This is a genomic window from Waltera intestinalis, from assembly GCF_009695995.1.
GTDB lineage: Bacteria > Bacillota > Clostridia > Lachnospirales > Lachnospiraceae > Acetatifactor > Acetatifactor intestinalis.
In genome coordinates, this window is the sequence record NZ_VUMU01000007.1 from 1 (window position 1) to 24434 (window position 24434).

23 protein-coding genes and 2 tRNA genes are annotated in these 24434 nt (G+C 46.6%); 18 read left to right on the top strand and 7 right to left on the bottom strand.

The features are described from left to right. Positions 1 to 228 precede the first annotated feature (228 nt). The 5 genes from FYJ59_RS07255 (at position 229) to FYJ59_RS07275 (ending at position 3244) form a co-directional block, all read left to right on the top strand. Entirely contained in the window at positions 229 to 564 is a 336-nt protein-coding gene (locus FYJ59_RS07255; RefSeq protein ID WP_154496146.1) for a hypothetical protein, read from the top strand. A 19-nt stretch (positions 565 to 583) separates the two neighbouring features. Then, positions 584 to 862 carry a phage holin family protein gene (locus tag FYJ59_RS07260; protein WP_154495851.1) on the top strand — a complete coding sequence of 93 codons (279 nt, stop codon included), beginning with the start codon at positions 584 to 586 and terminating at the stop codon, positions 860 to 862. Position 863: 1 nt separating this feature from the next. After that, on the top strand, positions 864 to 1877 hold the full coding sequence (locus FYJ59_RS07265) for a GH25 family lysozyme (RefSeq protein ID WP_154496147.1): 1014 nt from the start codon (positions 864 to 866) through the stop codon (positions 1875 to 1877). Positions 1878 to 2325: 448 nt separating this feature from the next. Next, on the top strand, positions 2326 to 3003 hold the full coding sequence (locus FYJ59_RS07270; protein ID WP_154496148.1) for a hypothetical protein: 678 nt from the start codon (positions 2326 to 2328) through the stop codon (positions 3001 to 3003). Positions 3004 to 3172: 169 nt separating this feature from the next. Then, a tRNA-Gly gene (locus FYJ59_RS07275) sits at positions 3173 to 3244 on the top strand. Positions 3245 to 3481: 237 nt separating this feature from the next. Here the strand turns inward: FYJ59_RS07275 and FYJ59_RS07280 are convergent. After that, complete coding sequence (locus FYJ59_RS07280; protein ID WP_154496149.1) at positions 3482 to 4945, bottom strand: spore germination protein; 1464 nt, start codon at positions 4943 to 4945, stop codon at positions 3482 to 3484. A 109-nt stretch (positions 4946 to 5054) separates the two neighbouring features. Next, on the bottom strand, positions 5055 to 5642 hold the full coding sequence (locus FYJ59_RS07285) for a manganese efflux pump (protein ID WP_154496150.1): 588 nt from the start codon (positions 5640 to 5642) through the stop codon (positions 5055 to 5057). Between the two features lie 93 nt (positions 5643 to 5735). Between FYJ59_RS07285 and FYJ59_RS07290 the strand changes: the two genes are divergently transcribed. Together FYJ59_RS07290 and FYJ59_RS07295 are read left to right on the top strand one after the other, a co-directional pair. After that, positions 5736 to 6893 carry an SLC13 family permease gene (locus FYJ59_RS07290; protein ID WP_154496151.1) on the top strand — a complete coding sequence of 386 codons (1158 nt, stop codon included), beginning with the start codon at positions 5736 to 5738 and terminating at the stop codon, positions 6891 to 6893. A 51-nt stretch (positions 6894 to 6944) separates the two neighbouring features. Further along, on the top strand, positions 6945 to 7505 hold the full coding sequence (locus FYJ59_RS07295; RefSeq protein ID WP_154496152.1) for a TIGR01440 family protein: 561 nt from the start codon (positions 6945 to 6947) through the stop codon (positions 7503 to 7505). Between the two features lie 49 nt (positions 7506 to 7554). Here the strand turns inward: FYJ59_RS07295 and FYJ59_RS07300 are convergent, their stop codons facing one another. After that, entirely contained in the window at positions 7555 to 8694 is a 1140-nt protein-coding gene (locus FYJ59_RS07300; RefSeq protein ID WP_154496153.1) for a glycoside hydrolase family 5 protein, read from the bottom strand. Positions 8695 to 8901: 207 nt separating this feature from the next. Here FYJ59_RS07300 and FYJ59_RS07305 point away from each other — a divergent pair, with 207 nt between their 5' ends. The 4 genes from FYJ59_RS07305 (at position 8902) to FYJ59_RS07320 (ending at position 13989) form a co-directional block, all read left to right on the top strand. Then, positions 8902 to 10329, top strand: coding sequence for an RsmB/NOP family class I SAM-dependent RNA methyltransferase (locus FYJ59_RS07305; RefSeq protein ID WP_154496154.1), 1428 nt, complete (start codon positions 8902 to 8904; stop codon positions 10327 to 10329). Between the two features lie 27 nt (positions 10330 to 10356). Continuing rightward, positions 10357 to 11121 carry an RluA family pseudouridine synthase gene (locus tag FYJ59_RS07310; RefSeq protein ID WP_154496155.1) on the top strand — a complete coding sequence of 255 codons (765 nt, stop codon included), beginning with the start codon at positions 10357 to 10359 and terminating at the stop codon, positions 11119 to 11121. Positions 11122 to 11166: 45 nt separating this feature from the next. Further along, positions 11167 to 12249 carry an AI-2E family transporter gene (locus tag FYJ59_RS07315; RefSeq protein ID WP_154496156.1) on the top strand — a complete coding sequence of 361 codons (1083 nt, stop codon included), beginning with the start codon at positions 11167 to 11169 and terminating at the stop codon, positions 12247 to 12249. Between the two features lie 87 nt (positions 12250 to 12336). Continuing rightward, on the top strand, positions 12337 to 13989 hold the full coding sequence (locus FYJ59_RS07320; RefSeq protein ID WP_205839484.1) for an O-antigen ligase family protein: 1653 nt from the start codon (positions 12337 to 12339) through the stop codon (positions 13987 to 13989). Positions 13990 to 14058: 69 nt separating this feature from the next. On the opposite strand, the gene FYJ59_RS07325 is transcribed toward FYJ59_RS07320, so the two are convergent. Continuing rightward, positions 14059 to 14132: transfer RNA gene (locus tag FYJ59_RS07325), tRNA-Pro, on the bottom strand. 132 nt (positions 14133 to 14264) lie between these two features. On the opposite strand from FYJ59_RS07325, the gene FYJ59_RS07330 reads away from it, so the two are divergent. The 5 genes from FYJ59_RS07330 to FYJ59_RS07350 all read left to right on the top strand — a co-directional run bounded on the left by FYJ59_RS07330 (position 14265) and on the right by FYJ59_RS07350 (position 19082). Next, a complete protein-coding gene (locus FYJ59_RS07330) occupies positions 14265 to 15467 on the top strand; it encodes a class I SAM-dependent rRNA methyltransferase (protein WP_154496158.1) in 1203 nt (400 codons plus the stop codon). A 432-nt stretch (positions 15468 to 15899) separates the two neighbouring features. Beyond that, entirely contained in the window at positions 15900 to 16712 is an 813-nt protein-coding gene (locus tag FYJ59_RS07335; protein WP_154496159.1) for an alpha/beta fold hydrolase, read from the top strand. A gap of 58 nt (positions 16713 to 16770) precedes the next feature. Then, on the top strand, positions 16771 to 17061 hold the full coding sequence (locus FYJ59_RS07340) for a hypothetical protein (protein WP_154496160.1): 291 nt from the start codon (positions 16771 to 16773) through the stop codon (positions 17059 to 17061). Between the two features lie 176 nt (positions 17062 to 17237). Next, the gene (locus FYJ59_RS07345) at positions 17238 to 18569 is read left to right on the top strand and encodes an ATP-binding protein (protein ID WP_154496161.1); all 1332 of its coding nucleotides are present in this window, start codon (positions 17238 to 17240) and stop codon (positions 18567 to 18569) included. Positions 18570 to 18602: 33 nt separating this feature from the next. Continuing rightward, positions 18603 to 19082, top strand: coding sequence for a GNAT family N-acetyltransferase (locus FYJ59_RS07350; RefSeq protein WP_154496163.1), 480 nt, complete (start codon positions 18603 to 18605; stop codon positions 19080 to 19082). 211 nt (positions 19083 to 19293) lie between these two features. Here FYJ59_RS07350 and FYJ59_RS07355 read toward each other — a convergent pair whose 3' ends face one another. Then, on the bottom strand, positions 19294 to 20037 hold the full coding sequence (locus FYJ59_RS07355; protein ID WP_154496165.1) for a helix-turn-helix transcriptional regulator: 744 nt from the start codon (positions 20035 to 20037) through the stop codon (positions 19294 to 19296). Positions 20038 to 20257: 220 nt separating this feature from the next. Between FYJ59_RS07355 and FYJ59_RS07360 the strand changes: the two genes are divergently transcribed. Further along, complete coding sequence (locus FYJ59_RS07360; RefSeq protein ID WP_154496167.1) at positions 20258 to 21280, top strand: glycoside hydrolase family 5 protein; 1023 nt, start codon at positions 20258 to 20260, stop codon at positions 21278 to 21280. A gap of 131 nt (positions 21281 to 21411) precedes the next feature. Next, positions 21412 to 21882, top strand: coding sequence for a GNAT family N-acetyltransferase (locus FYJ59_RS07365; protein WP_022153335.1), 471 nt, complete (start codon positions 21412 to 21414; stop codon positions 21880 to 21882). Positions 21883 to 21906: 24 nt separating this feature from the next. Here the strand turns inward: FYJ59_RS07365 and FYJ59_RS07370 are convergent, their stop codons facing one another. Both FYJ59_RS07370 and FYJ59_RS07375 read right to left on the bottom strand, forming a co-directional pair. After that, a complete protein-coding gene (locus tag FYJ59_RS07370) occupies positions 21907 to 22653 on the bottom strand; it encodes a copper homeostasis protein CutC (protein WP_154496169.1) in 747 nt (248 codons plus the stop codon). A gap of 16 nt (positions 22654 to 22669) precedes the next feature. After that, positions 22670 to 24223: an ABC-F family ATP-binding cassette domain-containing protein gene (locus tag FYJ59_RS07375; RefSeq protein WP_154496171.1), complete on the bottom strand. Its 1554-nt coding sequence runs from the start codon at positions 24221 to 24223 to the stop codon at positions 22670 to 22672. Between the last annotated feature and the right edge of the window lie 211 nt (positions 24224 to 24434).

Consider the following 24434-nt stretch of genomic DNA (forward strand, 5'->3'; position numbering starts at 1 on the left):
TAACTTATTCCATACGGAGAATACTGTTTTGCACAACCCAATACACTTGTGATACCCGCATCGGCATAAGCTTTTCCGGTAATAGAGTTACTAAATCTTAAATCTGTCATTTTTAAATTGCCATTTACAGAAGTAGGAAGGCTAGAAGAATGGTACAAAAAATGTCGGATTGTATATTACAATATAAATAAGAAAAAACAGCAACAGAAATCCAGGAGGCGGTGAGAAATGAATGAACTTGATGTGGAACACAGATTGACAGAAGTAGAACAGAGGGCACGATCAAACACGCATAGACTGGACAAGCTGGAGCCTATAGTGGATGAAATACATACAATGTCAAATACAATGGTGAAACTTGTAGAAGAAGTTAAGCATACGAATGAGGCTGTTGGGAGCATGAATCAAAAAGTAGATCGTATAGACAGCCGTGTAGATGACATGGAAAGTGCGCCGGGAAAAGAGTGGAGCAGCGCCAAAAAGACCATATTTAACACTATTCTCGGAGCCGTTGCTGGATTTTTGGTAGCTGGTTTGATGTGGGCAGCCGTTCAGGCATTTTAAGAAAGAGAGGATTAACATTATGGATTTATCATTTTTATTGCAACTCGTAGACCCAATTATTTTAGGAATCTGCCTGCTGACAGGCTATGTGCTGAAGGAAGCATTTGACAAATTTCCGAACAAGTTTATTCCGTTGGCATCATTGAGCATGGGAACCATCATTGCGATTATCATCCACCTGCAGGCGGGAATCAATGCAGAGGTTGTGCTTGGCGGTATGATCTCTGGGCTGGCGGCCACTGGTATGTACGAGCTGCTGAGGAATCTGCTGGACTTTGACGGAAAGAAGGAGGAGTAACATGAAACAGGCATTATCAAAAGGACCAGATATCTCCAAACATAACGGGAATGTAAACATTAAAAGAGTGAGAGATGCTGGCTACAAGCGTATCGGTATCCGCGCCGGTTACGGTAAGAATAATGTAGACGAAAAATTTGTGAGCAATGCGCTGGCATGCTTTAATTTGGGAGTGGCAGCTGTCATTTACTGGTTTTCGTATGCCTTATCTGTGATTATGGCAAAAAATGAAGCGGACTATTGCTGTGATCAGGTGGAAAAGTACTGGCAAAAATGTCCGGTCGCGTATGATCTCGAATATGATACCGTAAGATACGCTAGAACGAAGGGTGTGAACATCACAAAAGATTTGGCAACGAATATGGCCATTGCGTTCTTGACGAGAGTAAAAGAAAGAGGACATGTCCCGGTCATTTACACTAACAGGGATTATCTCAAAAATTATTTTGACATGGATAAGATCGTTGCAGCACTGGGAAAAGTATATGTCTGGTATGCAAAATACGGCACCAGTCTGACGGCAGCAGAGCTGAACCTCGCAGACATTTGGCAGTACACTTCTTCCGGATCTGTTCCTGGGATCAGCGGAAAGTGTGATATCAATATCTTTTATACCGACTTTGAAATGGTATCTTCTGTTCCTGCGCAGAGGGAAGAGACCTGTAATATCAACATTCAGAATTTTCAAAAGGCGGCCAACGCAGACGGATACCGGGATGCATACGGTCGTAAGCTCACAGTCGATGGTAAGGACGGAAAGAACACCCAGTATGTCCGCAAGCAGATCTGCTTGCAGGCAAAGCGTTTAGGGATTACATATAAGGTGGGATCTACCGGTGAGGTAGCCAGATGGTGGCAGACACGTTGTAACGAGATCCTTGGCAGTAATCAGGACACCGATGGCAGGTATGGCAAGACTGCCAGAGCGGAGACAATCAAGCTGCAGAAAAAGCTTAATCTCACAGCCGATGGTAAGGCGGGATATAACAGCCTGCAGGCGGCATTCTATAATTGACATAATAGTAAGTTACATGGTAAATTGAAGGGCGGAGAACAAGAAGGGGTGTTCTCCGTCTTTTATAGGGACACTAGCAATTTAACCCAAAAATAAATAAAGAAGTCATGTTGCATTTCGTGTTGCATCGTGTTGCAAAATGCACGTAAATACCGCATTTCTATTGTATATAGTGCATTTCGGATGTCACCGTAAACCTAGTGTTTATCAGCATTTCCCATATTATCAGCATTTCCATTAAAAATGCTTTACGGGTTCGATTCCCATCACCCGCTCTATTTTTTTAGCGGGAAGCCTGATAAATCAAGGCTTCCCGCTGTTTTTGTATTACCTGGTCTGATACCAGGTGATACCAGAATTTTGAGAGGACATATAGTGAATAAAACAGTGAATACCTCCGATATACATGATAGAACAGGTAGACCAGGAAACAGGAACGGAGGGGCTTATGCAGGTCGGTGGAGTAGGAAGCGGACATGACACATATTCTCATCAGGTGACAGGATGTATTCACGAACATGGGGAAAATAAGGACGTAGGCGACGCTGGAGCCAAATTAGGAAGCGTACAGACTATACAGACCGCCGAGGAAGTATTGCAGGAGAATTCTTCGGTGAATCTTATGTCCTGGGTGCAGAATATCAGCAGTAAAGGCAAACAGCTTTTGCAGAAAATCTGGGGAGAGAGCAAGGAAGCTAACGATGTGATCATTTCACAAAATGGCAGCGGAAATCATATTGCAGGGCAGGAGACGCTGGTCACCGGGAATTCTGTAGGAGTAAAGACTACAATGAACAGGGCGGCAGTGGAGACAGCAGCTACCCATACGTATTTCCGGCCTGTGGAAGCAAAGGATACCATGCCGGCAAATCCTTTTCAGAAGGTGCGTTATCAGGTACAGAAGGTAGCGAGAAAGTTGATGGACCGGCTGCCGGGTCGATTTCTGGGATCCCATACAGGCGATTTTTTGCAGACGAAGCAGGAGCAAACGAAAGAAGATCTGCGGAAGAGAAGTCAGTATAAACAGGATGATCAGGAGATCGAGTGCATTCTCACGGATGAAAGCTATCTGACAGATTCCTATAACCGCAAGGGTGAGTACAGCCATCTGACTACGGATAAATAATTATATTACGAATTTTACGAAAAATTTCAATAATTTGCTTGACAGTTTGGCATTCATCATGTAATATAGTCTTTGCTGTGAGACACAGCAGACATTCATAAGATTGCGGATGAATGTCGATACAATTAATTTCATACCTTCAAGATACAGGTTTTGACCTGTACAATATGCGCGAGTGGCTCAGCGGTGGAGCACCTCCTTGCCAAGGAGGGGGTCGCGGGTTCGATCCCCGTCTCGCGCTTATAAATAAAAAGGAGTGATGCATAAAGCATCGCTCCTTTTTATTTTCGAGCCCAATCCTGGGCTCGAAAGTTCGATGTCTACGCTCCGCTCCGGTCCGCGCAGACCGAGGTCCTCCGGACCTCGTGCGCCGTCTCGCGCTTGATCCTCAATGTTAAGATAGTACAAATCCGTCTGAAATGATTAGTAAGTAACAAGGTACCGTATGTGCTCGATGTCTACGCTCCGTATAGGAGTTTTATTTTGTATGCACATGACCGCGGGACCAGACTTTACTGGGCTGTGCCTTATAGGTGGGGCGGCGGAAGAGGAGGCTTTTCAGTGCGGGACCGTTAAAGGGGAAGAGGGGCCAGAAGTAACTGAAGCCTGCAAAGGTTGGTGTGGTAATCATGGAGAGTGACATAAGCGTCAGGCCGATAATAAAGCCGGGCAGACCCCATAATCCGGTGGTGACAACCAGGAGAATTCGATAGATGCGCAGTGCATCGGCGAATTCTATACTGGAGAGAGATAGATTCGCCAACATAGTGACGGCGGCATAGAAGAGGACTTCGGTAGAGGCCCAGTTAAGGCTGACAGCAATGTCACCGATTAATAGTCCGCCGACAATGGACAGAGCACCGGAGATGCGGCTGGAGCTGAGTGCCGCTGAATACTTGAAAAGATCCAGCAGGAACTCTACCGCCAGCACATAGAAGAAGAGTCGGAAAGGGGACAGGTCACTGACGGGGGTAAGCTGTAGCTGTACCGTGACTTCCGGGTAATAAGCAGCGAGAAGCAAAAAGACCGGAAGGAGTAGGAGACTCACCGGAATGCACAGGAAGCGTATCATGCGGAAGTAGGTTCCGGTCAGAGGATTGTTGTAATAGTCCTCCGGACTCTGGGTAAACTGGAAGATCGTACCGGGAAGCAATAAAACGGCGGGAGAATTGTCCACAATGAGCAGAATGTGCCCTTCGCACAGGTAGCTGCATGCCACATCGGGACGCTCTGTCAGCTGGATGCTGGGCAGGGGATTCCACCATCTTTTATGAATCAGAAGCTCTTCTAAGCTTTTGCTGCCCATAGTCAGCGAAGTGATCTGTAACCGGGAGAGCTTTTGCTTCAGAGCCTCTAATAACTCCTCGTTAACCTGGTCTGCCAGATAGGCGATCGCTACATCGGTGCGGCTCTCTGTTCCCAGGGTGCAGATGGAGAAGGTCAGTTTCGCAGAACGCACCCGGCGGCGGATAAGATTTGTATTGAATAAAAGTGTCTCCACGAAGCCGTCCCGGGCACCTCGGGTGCTCCGTTCGGTATCGGGCTCGGAGATACTGCGGACGGGATAGGTACGGACGTCAATGATCACCGCCTGATCGAAGCCATCCACCAGGAGGATGGAAGGCCCACTTAAGAGATTTTGCAGGATATCATCCACAGAGGAGGTCAACGATACCTGTGCATAGCCGAGCCTGCTCTGCACATAGCCGGGGAGATCGCGGATCTCGGAATCCAGTGTATAGTGAGGATCCTGCAGGTCGGAGAAGATCTGCTGGAGGATCTCGGTATTGCAGAAACCATTGATTCCCAGCCAGAATGCCGGAGTTTCCCCCAACCGGAGATCGCGTGTGATCAGGTCAAAGCTTTTACCCAGAGGAAGCAATCGGTGGAGAAGATCAATATTTTGGGAAAGTTCTGTGGATAACGAAATGTTTTGTGCCATAAAAAGGGAATCCTTTCTGAATAATGATATAATGATTGCATAGACTGCCCGGTGGGTATATTGTATTATTCAGATAGATTCCCCATTATTTTGGTAACTATTCAGTTTATCAGTGATATAATTGCCACAGACCTAACAGGATCAATAAGAGCCCGGAGATGGGATCGGCATATTCTCCGACCTGCTGCAGGAGGACGGAACGTCCCAGGCGGCTCCCCAGTGTCAGGAATCCGAAGGAACAGAAAAAGGTGGATATCGAGGCAGGCAGAAAAGGAAGTCCGGTAATGCTGGCGGAGAATCCGATACCGATATTATTCATGGAGAGGGCACAGCCCAGAGCCAGCGTCTGCGGGAGAGTCAGATTCCGATGTCCGGCAAATTTTTTCTTCTCCCGGCATAGACTGCTGTTATCTGAAGAACTGCAGCGCCATCTGGAGACCAGCCATTTTCCGGCATAGTAGAGCCCGAACAGGATCAGGATACTGCTTCCGGTCCGGGTTGCGATCTCACCGGGGATCAGAGGCAGTAAAAGGTTACCGAGGCTTATAGAGATCACAGTACCGATGAGAGTGACTGCGCTGATCAGCAGATTGTGTTTTGCAGGAAGAGGGACCTTCTGCAGTCCGAGTGCGCAGCCTACCAGAAGTGCATCCAGACTGGCGGAGATACCGAAGAGCAATGAGGGAAGAACAGACATAGCATGCTCCGTAGAAAATATTCTTAATTTTACTATATTCCTGTAAAAATTTTTTGTGAGATACGGCGCGGGGGATGCCTGAGGGACAAAACAATGAAAATAAAGAACAAAATCATAGAATTTGTAAAAAAAGAGACGGTGCTGACTGCGGCGATGGTGTTGGCAGTATTGTCGGCGGTAATGATCCCGCCGGACAAAGAATATATCGGATATATTGATTTTCGGACGCTGGCGATTTTATTCTGCCTGATGACTGTGATGGCGGGATTGCAGAAGCTGGGCATATTTCGCAGGGTTGCCAGGATATTATTGCAGCATACCCACAATGTGATTGCGCTGGCAGAAATTCTGGTATTGCTGTGCTTCTTTTTCAGCATGTTGATCACGAATGATGTGGCATTGATCACTTTTGTGCCTTTTACGTTTACGGTACTCTGTCTGTCCGGAGAGGAGGCTGTCCGGAAACTGGCAGTTCCGGTGGTGGTATTACAGACGATCGCAGCGAATTTAGGAAGTATGCTGACACCCATTGGTAATCCACAGAATCTGTATTTATATGGGAAAATACAGATGTCCCCGATTGCATTTATAAAGCTGATGCTGCCGTATTCTGCGGTGTCACTGTTCTTTTTGCTTATCTGTACGGCGGTTGCGGCGAAACACAGTGGCATTGCGGTCAGAGATGTGGCAGGGGCGTTGCAGGCAGAAGATGCCGGGCAGGAAACGGCAGGATGGCGGAGATATCTGCCTGTGTTTTATCTGATACTATTTTTGTTGTGTCTGTTAACGGTGGCGCATATGATTCCCTATCCGGTAACGCTTGGAATTGTGGTACTTGGTGTTGGAATCCTAGACCGCGCGACCATAGGAAAAGTGGATTATTCGCTGCTGCTGACCTTCGTGGGATTTTTTATTTTCATAGGAAATATAGGAAGAATGCCTGCTTTTTGCAGCTTTTTACAAAAAATTATTGAAGGAAGGGAAGTCATGACGGCAGTGGCTGCCAGCCAGGTGATCAGCAATGTACCGACAGCACTGTTGCTGTCCGGTTTTACAGAAAATGTGAAAGCATTGATCGTTGGAACGAATCTGGGCGGTCTGGGCACATTGATCGCTTCTATGGCAAGCCTGATCTCTTATAAGCAGGTGGCAAGTCAGATCCCCGGGGAAAAGAAACGGTATTTTGGATGGTTTACAGTGGCCAATGTGGGCTTTTTGCTTCCATTATTATTTATAAACGGTCTGTTATAGTGTGTTTATTGTTATAGAGTTATTTATTTTATTATGTAAGGAGGCAGCATCATGACAGAAGATATGACAATCATTGCAGAAGAGGCATATTCCGCAGCCAGGGAGATCCTGGAGAAAGCTAAGCCGGAGGTGGGAGAACTGTTTGTAGTAGGGTGTTCCACCAGCGAGGTGGGAGGCGCATCCATCGGTACTTATTCCAGCCCGGAGCTGGCAGAGGTGGTCTTCGGTGGAATCTATCAGGCAACGCAGGAAGCAGGCGTCTATCTGGCAGCCCAGTGCTGTGAACACCTGAACCGCGCACTGATCCTGGAAAAAGAGGCAGCTGTAAAATACGGTTATCCCATGGTCAATGTGGTTCCCCAGCCCAAGGCAGGAGGATCCTTCGCTACGGCAGCGTATAAAGCATTTGAACATCCGGTGGCAGTAGAACATATTCAGGCGGCAGCGGGAATGGATATCGGAGATACGTTGATCGGAATGCATCTGAGAGATGTGGCAGTACCGGTGCGTCTCCGGACCGGACAGATCGGAGACGCCCATGTGGTATGCGCCCGTACCAGACCGAAATTCATCGGTGGTGGCAGGGCAGTCTATGACGAAGAATTAATGTAGTGCAATCGTTCGAATTGTAAGCAGTAAGTTCTAAGGGCAGAATTGGGAACTAATTCCGGGGCATACTGCGGAAATACTCACGGATCCACCGTCCGGATTCATTGAAGTCCTCATCGGTCCAGTCGGAGAGAGTCGTGCTGGCAGCCTTGAAGACACTGCTGCTTTCGTCCTTGTTCGCCAGATTCCAGCAGCAGAAGCTGATCTGATATTTGTTCAGCAGATCCAGCCACTTGGTCGTGGAATCGAAGTCATTGGCACCATTGCCGGAAGCGTCGCACATACCGAATTCGCTGACGAAGACCGGAAGATTGTTCTGTGCGCAGGTCTCTAAGCGGTTACGCAGGTCATCTTTGTGGGTGCCTGCGTAAAAATGCAGGGTATACATTACATTATCAAAGGTAAGCGGGGAAGCTGCGGCTTTGTCGATCTCCTGGCTCCAGGTAGGGGTTCCTACGAGGATGACGGCATCCGGCTTCTGTTCCCGGATCACCGGGATGACTTCCTCGGCATAGGACTTGATGCTGTCCCAGGAGGTACCGCTGTTGGGCTCATTACAGATCTCATAGAGCACATTGTCGTTGTCGGCAAAAGCTTCCGACATTTCCCGGAAAAAGGCGATCGCCTCATCTTTGTTCTGATTCGGGTCGCAATCACTTAAAATATGCCAGTCTACGATCACGTACATTCCAAGCTCTGTGGCGTAGGATACACCGTCTCTTACCAGCTGCTTCAGCTGCTCCTTATCACCGTCGGCACAATAACCGCCGTACTCCGCTGTATACATGGCGAGGCGGATACAGTTGGTATTCCAGTCGTCCCGCAGGGTACGGAAGGAATCATAATTGATATACTGGGGGAACCAGGCAATACCGTGGGTGGACATACCGTAGAGCTGGACAGTGTTCCCGTCTGCATCGGTCAGCTTCCCGTTCTCCACATGGAGGGCACCGTGCTGTCCGAAGGGGGTGGAAGTCACATCCGCAGGCTGTGTGGATTGTGTTCCGGGAGTCGGTGTCTGTTCGGATGCAGCGGTGCTTTCGTTGACGGTTTCCGTGATGGCAGGAGACGCTTCGGGGGAAGCAGATGTTGTGGCTTCATTTGACGTATCCTGCCTGCCACAGCCGGCGAGAGCACAGGTGCCTAAGGCTGCCAGTACGGCACAGCTGAGTGTTTTTCTGAAAATAGACATAATAACCTCTTTTCTTATTCGAGTTCGAGAATCAACGAATGAAAATACAAACAATGGGTTACCTTTTAAAACTAAAAACAAGCACTTACAACAAATATTATAATTGTGTCTGTGAAGCTTGGCAAGAAATGATTGCCCACGGATAGGAGCTGTGATACAGTTAATGGGAACAGAGTTCGGAATAGAGGACAGAGATGGAGGAAATCTATGCTTCCGCAGTCATTTACAGAGAGAATGCAGGGACTTTTGGGATCGGAATATGAAGAGTTCCTGGCAAGCTTTGAGCATGAGAAATATCAGGCATTGCGTCTGAATCCGTTAAAAAGGGACGACATGTCTGTCATAACAGAAAAAGTAAAGCAGACTTTTCAGCTGCAGCCGGTTCCCTGGGCGGAGAACGGATATTACTATACCAAAGAGGATCAGCCGGGAAAGCATCCCTGGCATGAAGCGGGACTTTATTATATCCAGGAACCCAGTGCCATGGCACCTGTGACACTACTGTCACCACAGCCCGGGGAGCGGATCCTCGATCTATGTGCTGCTCCCGGAGGGAAAAGTACCCAGATCGCATCCGCGATGGAGGGAGAGGGACTGCTTGTCACGAATGAGATCCACCCGGCGAGGGCGAAAATACTGTCGGAGAACGTGGAGCGCATGGGCATCCGCAATACCTGTGTATTGAATGAGACGCCGGAGCACCTGGCGGATATTTTCGAGGAATATTTTGACCGGATCCTGGTGGATGCACCCTGCTCCGGAGAGGGAATGTTCCGGAAGAATGAAGTGGCCTGTGAGGAATGGAGCCCGGAAAATGTGCAGTTATGTGCAGACAGACAGGACGGGATCCTGGAGTGCGCGGCACGGATGTTAGTCCCGGGAGGCAGACTGGTATATTCTACCTGCACCTTTGCGCCTGCGGAAAATGAGGGAAGCATCAGCCGTTTCCTGGCAAAGCATGAGGAATTCGAGATTGTCCCCATAGATAAAGCGAAGCTGGGGATCCCGGAAGGCTGCGACGGTATTCCCGGTTGTGTAGAGAACCCGGCACCCGGCATTACGGGGACTTTACGTCTGTGGCCCCATAAGTTACGTGGCGAGGGGCATTATGCCGCAGTATTACAGAAAAAGGGAAAGCTTCCGGAAGGATATCAGCCGGTGAACGCCACCGGATCAGAGAAGGGAATTCCGGCGAAGAATCTGACAAAAGACTGGGCAGAGTATTTTAACTTCGCAAAAGAGACCTTTTCGGAGGAGCAGACGATCAAAGCAGGACTATGCACTGCCGGAGAAGGATTTCTGGCATTTGGCGATAACCTGTACCGCATGCCGGAGAGAATGCCCGGGGTGAAAGGACTGAAGGTATTGCGCCCGGGACTTCATCTGGGCACATTGAAAAAGAACCGTTTTGAACCGGCGCACGCGTTAGCACAGGCACTGCGCCCAGAGGATGTGAAGCATGTGTGGAAGCTGTCTGTGGAGGAAGCCGCGGCTTATCTGAAGGGACAGACTTTTTCCGCGGAAGGCGAGAAGGGCTGGTATCTGATCTGCGTGGATGACTGTAGCCTTGGCTGGGGGAAGCTGGCAGGCGGCATCATGAAAAACCATTATCCCAAGGGGCTTCGGAAGGGATAACGGATCACGACAATAAGGACATTTTATATGAGAACAGAAATATTATACGAAGACAAGAGTATCATGGTTGTCCGCAAACCGGCGGGACTGGCGGTACAGTCCGCCGGGATCGGACAACCGGATGTGGTCAGCGAGTTGAAATCCTATCTGGCAAAGCTTCCCGGCGCGGGGAGACCGGGAAAAGGAGAGCCGTATCTGGGCATAGTCCACAGACTGGATCAGCCGGTGGAAGGACTACTGGTATTTGCCAAAGACAAAAAGGCAGCAGCGGCATTGTCGAAGCAATTAACAGAAGGTGCGCTGAATAAACATTATTATGCAGTACTTTGTGGATATCCTGACTGCCCGGAGGGGGATCTTGTGGATTACCTTCGCAAGGAAGGTAATATGGCGGTGGCAGTGACCGGCAGGGAGCAGGAATTTGCAGATGCGAAGATTGCTGCGCTGCATTATCGTATTTTGGAAGAGATCAACGCTCCCTCTCCGCTTGCGCTTGCAGATGTAACGATCGGGACCGGACGGTTTCATCAGATCCGGGTGCAGTGCGCACATGCGGGATTTCCGCTGTTGGGAGATACGAAGTATGGAATGGCAGCGCTAAAAGAGGCGATGCCTGCGCAGAAATATCGCGGCGTGGCACTATGCGCGTACTCTCTGGAACTTGTCCATCCCATTTCCGGGAAAAAGATGGGATTCCGGGTAGTGCCGAAGAATCCGGCATTTGCAGGTTTTGCGATGGAGGAATTGAAAAAACTCACAGAAAATGAAACCGGAATCTCCAAAAGGGGATAAAAAAAGTCTCTCAGAGCACACTAATCCAAAAAGGGAGTGTGCGGAATGGACTGGGGAGAATTCGGTAAAAATATTATAGGAAAAAAGATGATAGTACTGCTTGCGGTGACGGGAGCAGTCTATTTTTTTCTGCAATATCTGACCCCCCTGCTGGCACCGGTGCTGTTGGCGATGCTGTTCGTCACGATATTCGGACCGATGATGAAACGGATGAACCGCAAACTGCATTTTCCAAGACCCTTAAGCGCCATAGTGCTTCTGATTCTGGCGACACTGCTGTTGGCTGTACTGTTATGGGTACTTAGTTCCTGGGTGCTGGGAAGTCTGCCGGTGTGGATCCGGAGTATGGATGCGAGGGAGCAGGAGTGGCTGGAGGTGGTCCGGAACCTATGCCGCAGCGTGGGAGAGATCATTGGTGTGGACGCTTCCTATCTGGAAAATACGGTCAGCGGCAGACTGCAGGAGGGACTGGATTCGCTGGAGGAAAATATTCTGCCGGGGATGCTGTCGCAATCCATGCAGTATGTGCGGTGGTTTGCGGAGCTGGGAGGATTCCTGGTGACGTTTCTCATTGCATCGGTACTGTTGGCGAAAGACTATGACGGGATCATGAACCATCTGCTGGATCAGGAGTCCTGCCATGTGCTGCTGGAGGTAATCTGCGGAATTGTCCGCTATATCGCTACCTTTGTAAAAGCACAGGGGATCATCATGTCGGCGATCGCACTGACGGCAGCGATTACGTTAGGGATCGCGGGGATAAAGCATGGAGTGCTGTGGGGGATCCTGGCGGGGATTCTGGATGCGCTGCCTTTTATCGGCACGGGGGTGGTGCTGGTGCCACTGGGAATCTGGCAGCTATTGGAGGGAAGCTTCGGTAGAGCACTTATCTGCGGTGTGCTGTATGTGGTATGTATTTTCCTGCGGGAGATACTGGAGCCCCGTCTCATCGGCAGGAAAATAGGAGTGTCTCCCATTGCTGTATTGGTGTCGTTGTATGCCGGGATCCGGCTGTTCGGCGTCTGGGGGATCATCAAGGGACCGCTGGGATTTGTGCTGATCTACGAGACGTATCATAGCCTGTCTAAGATGTCTGACAGGCAGAAAAACGGAGAGGATCGCTCCTGAGAAAAGATTGACGAAAGAAGTCCGGAAAGCTATCATGAAAGGGAATAAATTCCCGGTGGTCGGAGAAGGTTCGGAGAGATGAAGCCTATGGCAAAAAATACAAAACACAAGAAAGCGGAATCCGTAGCAGAGACACTTTGCAGCTTTAGCGGATTTTTATGTGATATCGTGATCAGCGTGTATATGATCGTGATTCTGATGGTACTCCCTCTTTACAATAAAGGATATGCTAGGATAGGAACAGAGAAGGAGACCTTTTTTCTCAAGACTATGACCTATGGTGCGAAAACTTTGCTGCCGGTATTTTTACTGTGGCTGCTTTTCCGGCTGGTTACAGCAGTTCAGAAAAAGGAGTTGCCGAAGTTCACGGAATGGCCGGCGGGATTATGGAAGAATCTGAGTGTGACGGATAGATTTGCCGTATTTTATGGAATTGCGGTTTTAGTATCCTATCTGTTTACGAATTACCGGGAAGAAGCACTGTGGGGGACAGCGTCCTGGCGGATGGGAATGTGGACGCAGCTGGGAGCGGTGATCGTGTATTTTATGATCTCCCGTATGTGGCAGTGGAAGAGCTGGATCCCGGCGCTGGTACTGTCGGTGTCTGCGATTGTTTTTTCTCTGGGATATGTGAATAAGTTTGGTCTGCTACCGGTGGATCCGGAGTACGTGACCCCTTCCTTTATCTCGACGATCGGGAATATCAACTGGTACTGCGGGTATCTGGTGACGATATTGTTCGGGGGAGTCTATCTGCTGTGGCGGATGGAGGAGATGACATGGAAAAAGCTGTTGCTGATGGCATATGTGACGATCGGCTTCGCCTCGTTGGCGACTCAGGGAAGCAGCAGCGGCATTGTAACCTTCGCAGTGGTCATGTTCGTATTATTCGGGATGTCCGTGAGAGACAGCGGGAGGATGGAAGTGTTCTGGCAGGAGATGACGATGTTTTCCGCAGCGTGTCTGATTACCTGTGTTCTCCGCCGATTGAATATATTTTCCCGGGAACTGATCCTGGAAGGAATTACAGATCTGCTGACGTTTTCGATTGCAGGCATATTTATGACGATTCTGTCGGGAATTATTTTGTATTGGATACACAGAACCCGGGTAAGACGAAGTTATCCGGAGAAAATGTTACATAGAATCTATTGTGGGATCGCTATTGCGGTACCGGTTATGATATTGCTTGTTTTGTTACTGACGCTGATCAATACCTTAGCCGGTGGTGCGTTGACTCCCAACATCACAGACCCGAATGTGACAAAATGGCTGACGTTTAATGTCAGTTGGGGGAGTGCCCGGGGCGGTACCTGGGCAGCAGGTGCCAGATGCTTCTGGGAGGCGGATTTTCTGCATAAAATATTCGGCGTGGGACCGGATTGCCTATATGCATTTTTATCCAACGAGGGAAGTGTGGGACTGCAGACGATGGTGAATGACCGTTTTGGCGGGAACCGGCTTACGAATGCACACAATGAATGGCTGACGGTTCTGGTAGATATAGGAGTATTGGGACTGATCAGTTATGCAGGGATGATGATCACGGCGATCAGAGATTTTCTTCGTGCCGGGGAGAGCAAGATGCTGGTCGGAGCCTGCGGGATCTGTGTGCTGGCATATACAGTGAATAATATGTTTAGTTTTCAACAGGTGATGAATATTTCGACGGTGTTTGTGATTATGGGGATTGGGGAGAATTTACGGTCTGCGCCCGAACGATGTGTTCGAGCCAGCTAGAGGACGTAAGTTTGGATATATCATGACAAACAAAAATAGGTTCTCACAAATGTGAGAACCTATTTTTAGTCGTCGCGACAAGATTCGAACTTGCGACCTCTGCGTCCCGAACGCAGCGCTCTACCAAACTGAGCCACGCGACGATTTTGTTAACGCGAATCGCGTCAACATTAAAATAATAAATAAAAACCCATTGATTGTCAAGCAAAAAACGAATATGATAGAAGAAAAAGTTGCAAAAACGATAAAATCACGAAATTAAGAGAGGAAATTCTATGTACAATACAACGGTAACACTGAAAAAAGGAGAAGGCAGAACGCTGAAAGCCGGGGGAATGTGGGTATTTGATAATGAGATCGCATCCATCCTGGGGACGTTTGAGAATGGCGACATTGTAAACATTCATGATTTTGACGGCTATTTCATGGGATACGGTTATATCAATACCAATTCCAAGATCACACTCCGTCTGCTGGCGCGCAGGAAGGATACGGTGATCGATGAGACATTTTTTGAACAGAGGGTACGGGATGCCTGGAATTACCGCAAGGAGACCATCGATACCTCCAGCTGTCGTCTGATCTTCGGAGAGGCGGATTTCCTGCCGGGTATTGTCATTGATAAATTCTCGGATGTACTGGTAGTGGAATCTCTGGCACTGGGAATCGACAAGTGGAAGCTTGTGATCATTGATGCTTTGAAGAAAGTACTGGCAGAGGATGGCATTGTCATCCGCGGTGTCTACGAGCGGAGTGATGCCAAGGTACGCTTACAGGAGGGTATGGAGCGTTACAAGGGCTTCATCGGCGAACCGTTTGACACGAAAGTAGAGATTGTAGAGAACGGCGTGCATTACATGGTGGATGTAGAGGACGGACAGAAGACCGGATTTTTCCTGGATCAGAAGAATAACCGTGCCACCATTCATCGTTTCTGTAAGGATAAAAAGGTGCTGGACTGCTTCACACACACCGGCTCCTTTGCATTGAACGCGGGAATTGCCGGAGCGAAGAGTGTTCTGGGTGTGGATGCTTCCCAGCTGGCTGTGGATCAGGCAACAGAAAATGCGAAGCTGAACGGACTGGAAAATACGGTAAGCTTCCGATGTGCGGATGTCTTCGAGTTATTGCCGGAGCTGGAAGAGCAGGGCGAGAAATATGATGTGGTGATCTTGGATCCGCCTGCTTTTACCAAGTCACGCAATTCCATCAAAAATGCTGTAAAAGGATATCGTGAGATCAATCTTAGGGGCTTAAAGCTGGTGAAAGACGGCGGATTCCTGGTAACTTGTTCCTGCTCCCATTTCATGGATCCGGAGCTTTTTGCCAAAACAATCCGGGAAGCTTCTCATGGTGCGCATAAGCGTCTCCGCCAGGTAGAATTCAAGACACAGGGTCCGGATCATCCCATTCTGTGGGCAGCGGACGAGAGTTATTACCTCAAGTTCTACATCTTCCAGGTCGTTGATGAAAAGTAATGACTGGAAAGTGGCGGGAATGCTTGATTTATAAGGGATTAAAGGCATTTGATGTTTACAGAGAAAACCTCGTAAAGTATCGCAAAATATCACAAAACCGTGATTCAAAGTGGTAAGTCTGAGTGGTAAGCACCTGAAATGTGACGAGTGGTAAGCTTATGGGGAAAACGGTATGTTCTATCCTTTTCTTTTTCAAATAAGAGTTGATATTATTATGGTGGACAGAAAAACAACTTACAAAAAGTTACAAATATATACGGAATGACTACGGTATTGAGACTTTTTTTGAAAAGGAAGTTATGATATTATTATCATGGAAGTAATGAACAGAGAGTGATCGAGATAATTCGGTTGCTCTTTTTTATTGTGAAGGGGGTTACATGTGCTATAATAAAACAAATTAACAAATCGTAATTTGTGGAGGGGAGCCCAATGAAAGAAAAAACTTATCATACTCGATGCGGAACGATTCACTATTGGGCAAGCGTGTCAAACCCGGATACAATTACGCTTGTTCTTCTACCGGGATTGACGGCAGACCATAGATTGTTTGATAAACAGATTCAGTATTTCGAGAACAGGTATAATGTTATCGTCTGGGATGCACCGGCACACGCTTCCTCATGGCCGTTTCGGTTTGATTTTGATTTGTTCGACAAGGCAAAATGGCTGGATGATATCTTAAACCAAGAAGGACTTACAAAGCCTGTTATTGTCGGGCAGTCTATGGGTGGATATGTGGGACAGGCTTATGCGCAGCTTTACCCAGACAAAATGACAGGCTTTGTCTCCATTGACTCTGCACCACTGCAACGAAGCTATGTGACGGCAGTTGAGATCTGGCTTTTGAAACGAATGGAGCCGGTATATGCTCATTATCCGTGGAAATGGCTTCTGAAATCGGGGTCGGAAGGCGTTGCCACGACTGACTATGGTAGAAGCCTCATGCGTGAAATGATGCTGGATTATGACGGAAACCAGAAACGCTATGCACAAATTGCTGGGCATGGTTTTCGTATTTTGGCAGAGGCAATGGAAAAGAATCTGCCATATGAACTGAAGTGCCCATCTCTGTTAATATGTGGAACTCAAGACCATGCCGGTTCATGTATAAGGTATAACAAAGCATGGCACCAAAAGAGCAAAATTCCTTTGAAATGGATTGAAGGAGCTGGACATAATTCTAATACAGATAAACCGGAATTGATAAACAGTTTAATAGAAGAATTTGCCGCAGGTATTTAATAACAGACAACTCCCAGATTATGTAATCGCAAATCGGAAGTTAACGAAGGAGAAAAGAGTGAAAAAGAAACATCAGTTTGTGTTAATTTTAGGCATTATTAATGTGATATTACCTGTAATTCCTGTTCTTTCGCATAGGGGATGGTTTGGGATGGTGGGAAATGGCTGGAAGTTTATTTGGGTTGCAGCTATAATGATTTTATTACCATTTGTTTCATCATTGGCGGGAATTATTATTGGAAGCATACAATTAAAGAAGGCATCTACAAAGCCTGTAAAGATGGGGCTGCTGCTTTCGTGCACGGGGTTAGTGATGCATTTACTCTTTCGATTTGTTTTTAAGCTTTAGAAAGATTTTCAGCATTTTTGAACAGAAAAAATTTATTTACCATAACTACAGAACTTTTTGAATGTAAGCACAAAACCGTTGCGATAAATATTGAAGAAATGCACATAATATGCAATATACAAATTGAAGAAACGTATATTATGTGATATAACATATTTATAATGGTGGAGGTAGTTATGTATTTTAAAAGAAAAGTATACGATAAATTATTGGAATGGAAAAAGCTATATTCAGAAAAATATGCGGTATTGTTGGAAGGCGCAAGGCGAGTTGGCAAGTCGACTATTGCGGAGACCTTTGCAAAAAATGAATATAGGTCTTATATTTTAATTGATTTTTCCAAAACAACAAGTAATATTCTGGAATGTTTCGATGATATAGGAAATTTGAATATCTTTTTTCTGAGGCTGCAGGCAGAAACCGGAATCACATTGTATGAACACGAGTCCCTCATTATTTTTGACGAAGTACAGTTATTTCCAAAAGCCAGACAGGCAATAAAGCATCTTATACATGACGGCAGATACAGTTATTTGGAAACAGGCTCTTTAATCTCGATAAAGAAAAATGTAAAGGACATCCTGATTCCATCCGAGGAAATGAAGATAGAAGTATATCCCATGGATTACGAAGAATTCTGTGATGCCACGGGCAGTAATTATGGGCTGCTGCAACAGATTTATGATAGCGGAGCAGCTATTGGACAGGCAACTAACCGTAAATTAATGAGAGATTTGAGAATTTACATGGCAGTAGGGGGGATGCCACAGGCAGTAGAAGCCTATGTTAATGGAAAAAACTTTTCAGAAATAGATATGGTAAAAAGGCAGATCATATCTCTGTATGAGGAAGACTTTAAGAAAATTGATGCGTCCGGAAGAATATCGGCATTATATCATGCGATTCCGGCACAGTTGGCAAAGGATGCAAGAAAATATCGGATTACCACAGCAATCGGAAAAAGAAATAACACGAAAGCAGAAGAATTATTATACGAGCTGATAGATTCAAAAACGGTTCTGCCATGCTATAATTCTACCAATCCAAGAGTCAGCCTGACGGACACGAAAGATTTTGACAGTTACAAATTATATCTTTCGGATACAGGATTATTTGTTACACTGATGTTTATTGACCGTCCGGTGACGGAAAATGATATTTATGCGAAGTTACTTTCCGATAAATTACCGGCAAATCTGGGATATCTTTATGAGAATCTGGTTGCTCAAATGATTACAGCCTCCGGGAGAGAACTGTACTATCATACCTGGGAGAAAAAAGGGAGTACGCATTATTATGAGGTGGATTTCCTGATTTCGGAAGGAAGTAAAATAAATGCATTTGAAGTTAAGTCCTCAGGATCCGGAAAACATGAATCCATAAGGGAATTTTGCAGAAAATTCTCTCAGAATATTAGCAAGGCGTATTTAATATCACAGAAAGAAGCAGGAAAAGAAGAAAATTTATTGTTGAAACCGTTTTATCTCTTACCGTTTTTGATAAAATGAGCTAAATAAATCGGAATTTGTGGAGGAAAGATTATGGAAATCAGAAAGTATATGGAAAAAGACATTTCTGCAATGGTTTATATCTGGAATAAAGTTGTGGAAGATGGTGAGGCTTTTCCACAAGAAGATTTTTTGAATGATAAAACGGGTGCTGACTTTTTTGCAGCACAGACATATTGTGGTGTTGCAGATGACAACGGAAAAATCGTGGGGCTCTATATCCTGCATCCAAACAATATCGGTCGCTGCGGGCATATTGCAAATGCGAGTTACGCTGTTGCTACAGATTACCGCGGCGAGCATATCGGTGAAAAATTAGTAACTGATTGTCTTACACAAGCAAAGCAGCATGGCTTTGGAATTTTGCAATTCAATGCTGTAGTGGAAAACAATCTTCATGCGCGTCATTTGTACGAACGACTGGGGTTTGTGGAGATTGGAGTGGTACCGAAAGGTTTTCGTATGAAAGATGGAACCTATCAAAATATCTGTCTGTATTATTATGAACTGTAAAGCAGGCCGATAACTTCAAGTTTGTAGAATTAATAAAATCGGGATTCAACAGGACAAATTTTTTTTACAGGATCATCTTTGATGGAAATGTTTCCTGTCTGTGAAATTGCACGAAGTCAGGGTATCGAACGAGTGATATATAATCATGGCGTTTTATCCTGTAAATCTTCACCTGCCATGGCCCGGCAGAGATAAGAACATTTCCGGCTTTTTATTGGATGCCGGAAGTGCGGAAGTGTTCTGCACGATACTGCATTGGTGTTTTCCCAGTCTTTTCCCGAAATACAGATGTGAAATAACTTTGACTGGGAAACGCCAGGGTAGTAGAAATTACAGAGATCGCATAATCGGAATGGCAAAGCATATTCTGAGCGGTCTCTATTTTTTTGTTCTGTATATAGGAACTGACAGAAATTCCCATCTCTTTTGCGAACAGGTGACTTAAATAACCGGGAGATATGCCGGCATGAGCGGCGAGCGTCGGGACAGTGATACGATTATGTAAATGATCATAGATATATTCCAGACACTGGGCAACCGGACGGGAGCAGGCATGATTTCTATGCAATTTTTCCATGCGAGTAGTGTAATCCAGACACATCTGCGGGTGCAGGGCGGAAATTTCTTTTTTGGATTTCATTAGATCCGCCTTATGAATGTAGTAGTCGCTGAGATCATAAGCCTCTGTAACTTCCATACCTCCTTCGATGCAGTATCTTGCCAGCATAGCAGCAGTGATGGTAAAGTGGTATTTCAGATTTTGCAGAGGAGAATCCGAGAGGACACCCAGGCCTTTCTTTTCCTGAAAAGATTCATGGCATAATTCTTTTATTTTTTCAGTATTTCCCTGCCTGACATAGCTATAAAATTCCGCTTCCGGATCATAAGGGGCGCGATAAGTCTCTAATTCTCTGCGAACATATTGTTGATAGAGAAGTTCCTGAGGAATGTTCATATGGACACCTTTCTGAAATTATTAAAGTGCTTTTCAAAACCGCTATGCGATTCTTTCCCTTGTGGAGTGAAGATAGTGGCATGCTATAAATAATATAGCATAAAAACGATAAAAATAATATAGAAACGATATATAAATGATGTTTGAAATTATATGATAGAGAAAAGAAGAACCGCAGGATTATAAAATTTCCGTTGCGAAGGATCAGGAGGGCAAGAGCATGAAATTAGAGAGAGGTATCAATTTAGGTGGCTATTTATCTCAGTGTGTGCATAACACAGAACATTATGATGCATTTATTCAGGAGGAAGACATTCGTAAGATTGCTTCCATGGGATTTGACCATGTACGTCTGGCAATTGATTATGAAGTACTGGAAGATGAATATGGCAGAACCAGAGAAGAGGGCTTTGCCTATGTGACCAGAGTAGTGGAATGGTGTAAACGGCAGGGATTGAATATTGTACTGGATCTGCATAAAGCGTATGGCTACGATTTTAATAATGCCGGAGATAAGGGGAAAAATATTCTGTTTACAAATAAAATGGTGCAGAAGCGTTTTGTAAATCTGTGGATCAAGATTGCAGAGCATTATGCGAACGAGACTCATGTTGCGTTTGAACTGCTGAACGAAGTGGTAGAGCAGGAAAATGCGGAAGCGTGGAATCTGCTCATTGCGGAAACGGTGGACGCTATTCGCCGAATAGCAAGAGACACTATTATTATATACGGCGGAATTCAATGGAACAGTGTGAAGACATTGAAACTGTTAGAGAAGCCCAAGGATGAAAATATATTGTTCACGTTCCATTTCTATGAGCCGTTGCTGTTTACCCATCAGAAAGCACACTGGGTACCGACCATCAGCCAGACCGAAGACATCTATTATCCGGAAGCAATGGACTATTATCGTACAAAGTCGCTGCCCATCGGTTATCAGGGGGAAGTGGTATGTAAGGCACAGTCACAGACTATGGGAACAGAATTTATCACGGAAATGGTAATGGAAGCGGTTACTGCTGCGAAAGATGCCGGAGTAACTTTGTACTGTGGAGAATTCGGTGTTATTGATCAGGCTCCTGTAGAAGATACTCTGCGCTGGTTCACGGATGTGGATACCGTATTCCGACAGTTCGGTATCGGCTGTGCTGTCTGGACTTATAAGGAGATGGATTTCGGACTTATTGGGGAACATTATGCACCTATTCGCGAACAATTGTTGAAGCTTTGGAACCGGAAGTAGGTGGAAAGTTAGCGATGCATTTACTCTTTCGATTTGTTTTTAAGTTTTAGAAAGATTTTTACTCATATTGCTATACAACGGCAAGCATGGTAAACTGAAACAATTCGGAATTGTAAAGGAGTGAAATAGAAATGAAGATTCGCAAGGCAGAGAAAAAGGACATCCCAAGAATTCTTGCACTGTTGGGGCAGGTATTACAGATACATGCGGAGATCCGTCCGGATATTTTTATACCGGGTACTACGAAATACACCCCCTGCGAGCTGACAGAGCTATTACAACAGGAGGATCACCCTATCTATGTAGCCGTAGACGAGGACGATCTGTGCATGGGCTATGCATTCTGTCAACTCAGGGAGCAGCCCTTTTCCACTAATATGGTGCCCTTTAAATCATTGTTTATCGATGACCTTTGCGTTGACAAGCAGACACGGGGTCAGCATATCGGGGAAAGCCTGTTCGAATATGTGAAACAGCAGGCAAAAGAACTGGGCTGCTATGAAGTAACCCTGAACGTCTGGGCAGGCAACACTTCGGCAGAGCACTTTTATGAAAAGATGGGAATGAAGACAAAAGAACGGCAGATGGAATATATCCTGTGAGCCGGACGGAGGTGGCAGGCATGATTACAATATAGGCATTGCTGCCTGCATTTCCCTTACCTTTCCGGCATCTACTGCTTCATATGCATTCTTTTGGCTTATATCATAAGAGAAGTCCACGTCCTGCAGGGAGGCAGTCACATCCGGCTGCCAGCTTCTGCAGGATGTATGAACCTGCTCTATCCTCGTATATTCCATCAGAGCTTTTACATTTTGTGCATTCACGCCGCTTCCCGTTAAAAATGTGATTTCTTTACCGTATTGACTTTGCAGCTTTTGCAATTGCGTTCTGCCCGACCATACATCAGGTGCACCACCGCTGGTGAGGATCCGGTCCGCACCAAGTAAGATCAATGCTTCCACCGCACGTTCCTGTTGTGCAACACAATCAAACGCCCGGTGAAATACAGCTTCTTTTCCGGCACTATGGATAAGGTCGATCATTTCCTGCGTCCGGTTCCTATGGATGGCATGGTCCTCTGTCAGAAAGCCGAAAGCAATACCGTCAGCTCCGTGCTCTAAAAGTATGCGGGCATCTAAGAGCATGGTCTCGTATTCATCCTGGGAATAGCAGAAGCCGCCTCCTCTTGGACGGACCATTGTTACAATAGGGATGCTGCACTGCTCTTTTGCACAGATCAGATTGGCCGTAGAAGGCGTGAGACCACCAAGATACAGTGCACTGTTAAGCTCTACCCGGTCTGCACCATTTTGCCAGGCAGTTTTCACATCTTCGAAGCTGCCGCAGCAGATTTCCAATAATCCTTTCAAAATAATCCCCCTCTATTTATATCTTCGTGGTCCACCGGGAGAGATCCCATACCTGGGTAGCCAGTCCGTCATAGAATTCCGGTTCGTGGCAGACCATGAGGATGCTGCCCTTGTATTCCTGCAGGGCACGTTTCAGCTCGTCCTTGGCATCGACATCCAGGTGGTTCGTCGGCTCATCTAACAGCAATACGTTGGTGGCGCGGTTCATCAGCTTGCAGAGACGTACCTTTGCCTGTTCGCCACCGCTTAATACCTTCACGCGGCTCTCAATATGCTTGGTGGTGAGTCCGCATCTTGCCAGGGCGGAGCGGACCTCATACTGGGTGAAGGCGGGGAACTCCTGCCAGATCTCTTCGATGCAGCTGTTGTCTCCGGAGCCGGACATTTCCTGCTCGAAGTATCCGATTTCCAGATAATCGCCCTGCTCCACTTCACCGGACAGCGGAGGGATCAGACCCAGAATGCTTTTTAACAGAGTGGTCTTACCGATACCGTTGGCACCGATCAGCGCCACCTTCTCGCCGCGTTCCATAGACAGATTCAGCGGCTTGGACAGCGGCTCGTCGTAACCGATGACGAGGTCTCTGGTCTCGAAAATGATGCGTCCGGTAGTACGTCCTTCTTTAAAAGAGAATTCCGGCTTCGGCTTCTCCGCAGCCAGCTCGATGACATCCATTTTGTCCAGCTTCTTCTGACGGGACATCGCCATATTACGGGTGGAGACCCGGGCTTTGTTTCTCGCCACGAAGTCCTTCAGATCGGCGATCTCCTTCTGCTGGCGGTTGTAGGCGGCCTCCAACTGGGACTTTTTCATGGCATAGACTTCCTGGAATTTGTCGTAATCGCCCACGTAACGGGTCAGCTCCTGATTGTCCATATGATAGATGAGGTTGATGACACTGTTCAGGAAGGGAATGTCATGGCTGATCAGAATGAAAGCATTCTCGTATTCGTTCAGATAACGCTTCAACCATTCGATATGCTCCGCATCCAGATAGTTGGTAGGCTCGTCCAAGAGCAGGATATCCGGCTTCTCCAACAGGAGTTTTCCCAGCAGTACCTTGGTACGCTGGCCGCCGGACAATTCGGTGACATCACGATCGAGATCGATCTCCATCAGCCCTAAGGCTCTTGCCACTTCTTCCACCTTGGCATCGATCATATAAAAATCATGCATGGTTAAGAGGTCCTGGATCGTCCCCAGATCTTCCATATACTGTTCCAGCTCTTCGGGAGTGGCATCTCCCATTTTGCCGCAGATCTCATTCATCTGTGCTTCCATATCATATAAAAAGTCAAAGGCGGAAGCCAGCACCTGGCGGATGGTCATGCCGGGAGTCAGCACGGTATGCTGGTCCAGATAGCCGACACGGACATTTTTCGCCCATTCCACTTTTCCCTCATCCGGCATGAGCTTGCCGGTGATAATATTCATAAAAGTAGATTTGCCTTCGCCATTGGCACCGATGAGGCCGATATGTTCGCCCTTTAACAGTCGAAACGATACATCGTTAAAAATAGCACGGTCACCGAAGCCGTGGGTCAGGTGTTCTACATTTAATATACTCATAATTCCTCACATTCTGCTGCGTATGCAGCGGACTCATTTCCGTATTCTCCTGCAAGTATAGCCTACGGCCCGCAGGTTTGTAAAGAAAGAAAAATAGAAAGCAAAATTGATTTTTTTGAAACTTTTCAACATCAGCTGTCGTCTGATAGTATAAGAAGCCCCGTTTGGGGGATATTACAACAATAAATATGGGCATATCCCATAGAAATGA

What these genes read in the sequence shown, in the direction of transcription:
- FYJ59_RS07335 (WP_154496159.1), top strand. Translation starts at nt 15,900, where the DNA reads ATGAAAGAAAAAACTTATCATACTCGATGCGGAACGATTCACTATTGG.
- FYJ59_RS07310 (WP_154496155.1), top strand. Translation starts at nt 10,357, where the DNA reads ATGAGAACAGAAATATTATACGAAGACAAGAGTATCATGGTTGTCCGC.
- FYJ59_RS07280 (WP_154496149.1), bottom strand. Translation starts at nt 4,945, where the DNA reads ATGGCACAAAACATTTCGTTATCCACAGAACTTTCCCAAAATATTGAT.
- FYJ59_RS07360 (WP_154496167.1), top strand. Translation starts at nt 20,258, where the DNA reads ATGAAATTAGAGAGAGGTATCAATTTAGGTGGCTATTTATCTCAGTGT.
- FYJ59_RS07365 (WP_022153335.1), top strand. Translation starts at nt 21,412, where the DNA reads ATGAAGATTCGCAAGGCAGAGAAAAAGGACATCCCAAGAATTCTTGCA.
- FYJ59_RS07265 (WP_154496147.1), top strand. Translation starts at nt 864, where the DNA reads ATGAAACAGGCATTATCAAAAGGACCAGATATCTCCAAACATAACGGG.
- FYJ59_RS07285 (WP_154496150.1), bottom strand. Translation starts at nt 5,642, where the DNA reads ATGTCTGTTCTTCCCTCATTGCTCTTCGGTATCTCCGCCAGTCTGGAT.
- FYJ59_RS07355 (WP_154496165.1), bottom strand. Translation starts at nt 20,037, where the DNA reads ATGAACATTCCTCAGGAACTTCTCTATCAACAATATGTTCGCAGAGAA.
- FYJ59_RS07330 (WP_154496158.1), top strand. Translation starts at nt 14,265, where the DNA reads ATGTACAATACAACGGTAACACTGAAAAAAGGAGAAGGCAGAACGCTG.
- FYJ59_RS07260 (WP_154495851.1), top strand. Translation starts at nt 584, where the DNA reads ATGGATTTATCATTTTTATTGCAACTCGTAGACCCAATTATTTTAGGA.
- FYJ59_RS07375 (WP_154496171.1), bottom strand. Translation starts at nt 24,223, where the DNA reads ATGAGTATATTAAATGTAGAACACCTGACCCACGGCTTCGGTGACCGT.
- FYJ59_RS07295 (WP_154496152.1), top strand. Translation starts at nt 6,945, where the DNA reads ATGACAGAAGATATGACAATCATTGCAGAAGAGGCATATTCCGCAGCC.
- FYJ59_RS07300 (WP_154496153.1), bottom strand. Translation starts at nt 8,694, where the DNA reads ATGTCTATTTTCAGAAAAACACTCAGCTGTGCCGTACTGGCAGCCTTA.
- FYJ59_RS07315 (WP_154496156.1), top strand. Translation starts at nt 11,167, where the DNA reads ATGGACTGGGGAGAATTCGGTAAAAATATTATAGGAAAAAAGATGATA.
- FYJ59_RS07255 (WP_154496146.1), top strand. Translation starts at nt 229, where the DNA reads ATGAATGAACTTGATGTGGAACACAGATTGACAGAAGTAGAACAGAGG.
- FYJ59_RS07290 (WP_154496151.1), top strand. Translation starts at nt 5,736, where the DNA reads ATGAAAATAAAGAACAAAATCATAGAATTTGTAAAAAAAGAGACGGTG.
- FYJ59_RS07350 (WP_154496163.1), top strand. Translation starts at nt 18,603, where the DNA reads ATGGAAATCAGAAAGTATATGGAAAAAGACATTTCTGCAATGGTTTAT.
- FYJ59_RS07305 (WP_154496154.1), top strand. Translation starts at nt 8,902, where the DNA reads ATGCTTCCGCAGTCATTTACAGAGAGAATGCAGGGACTTTTGGGATCG.
- FYJ59_RS07345 (WP_154496161.1), top strand. Translation starts at nt 17,238, where the DNA reads ATGTATTTTAAAAGAAAAGTATACGATAAATTATTGGAATGGAAAAAG.
- FYJ59_RS07320 (WP_205839484.1), top strand. Translation starts at nt 12,337, where the DNA reads ATGGCAAAAAATACAAAACACAAGAAAGCGGAATCCGTAGCAGAGACA.
- FYJ59_RS07270 (WP_154496148.1), top strand. Translation starts at nt 2,326, where the DNA reads ATGCAGGTCGGTGGAGTAGGAAGCGGACATGACACATATTCTCATCAG.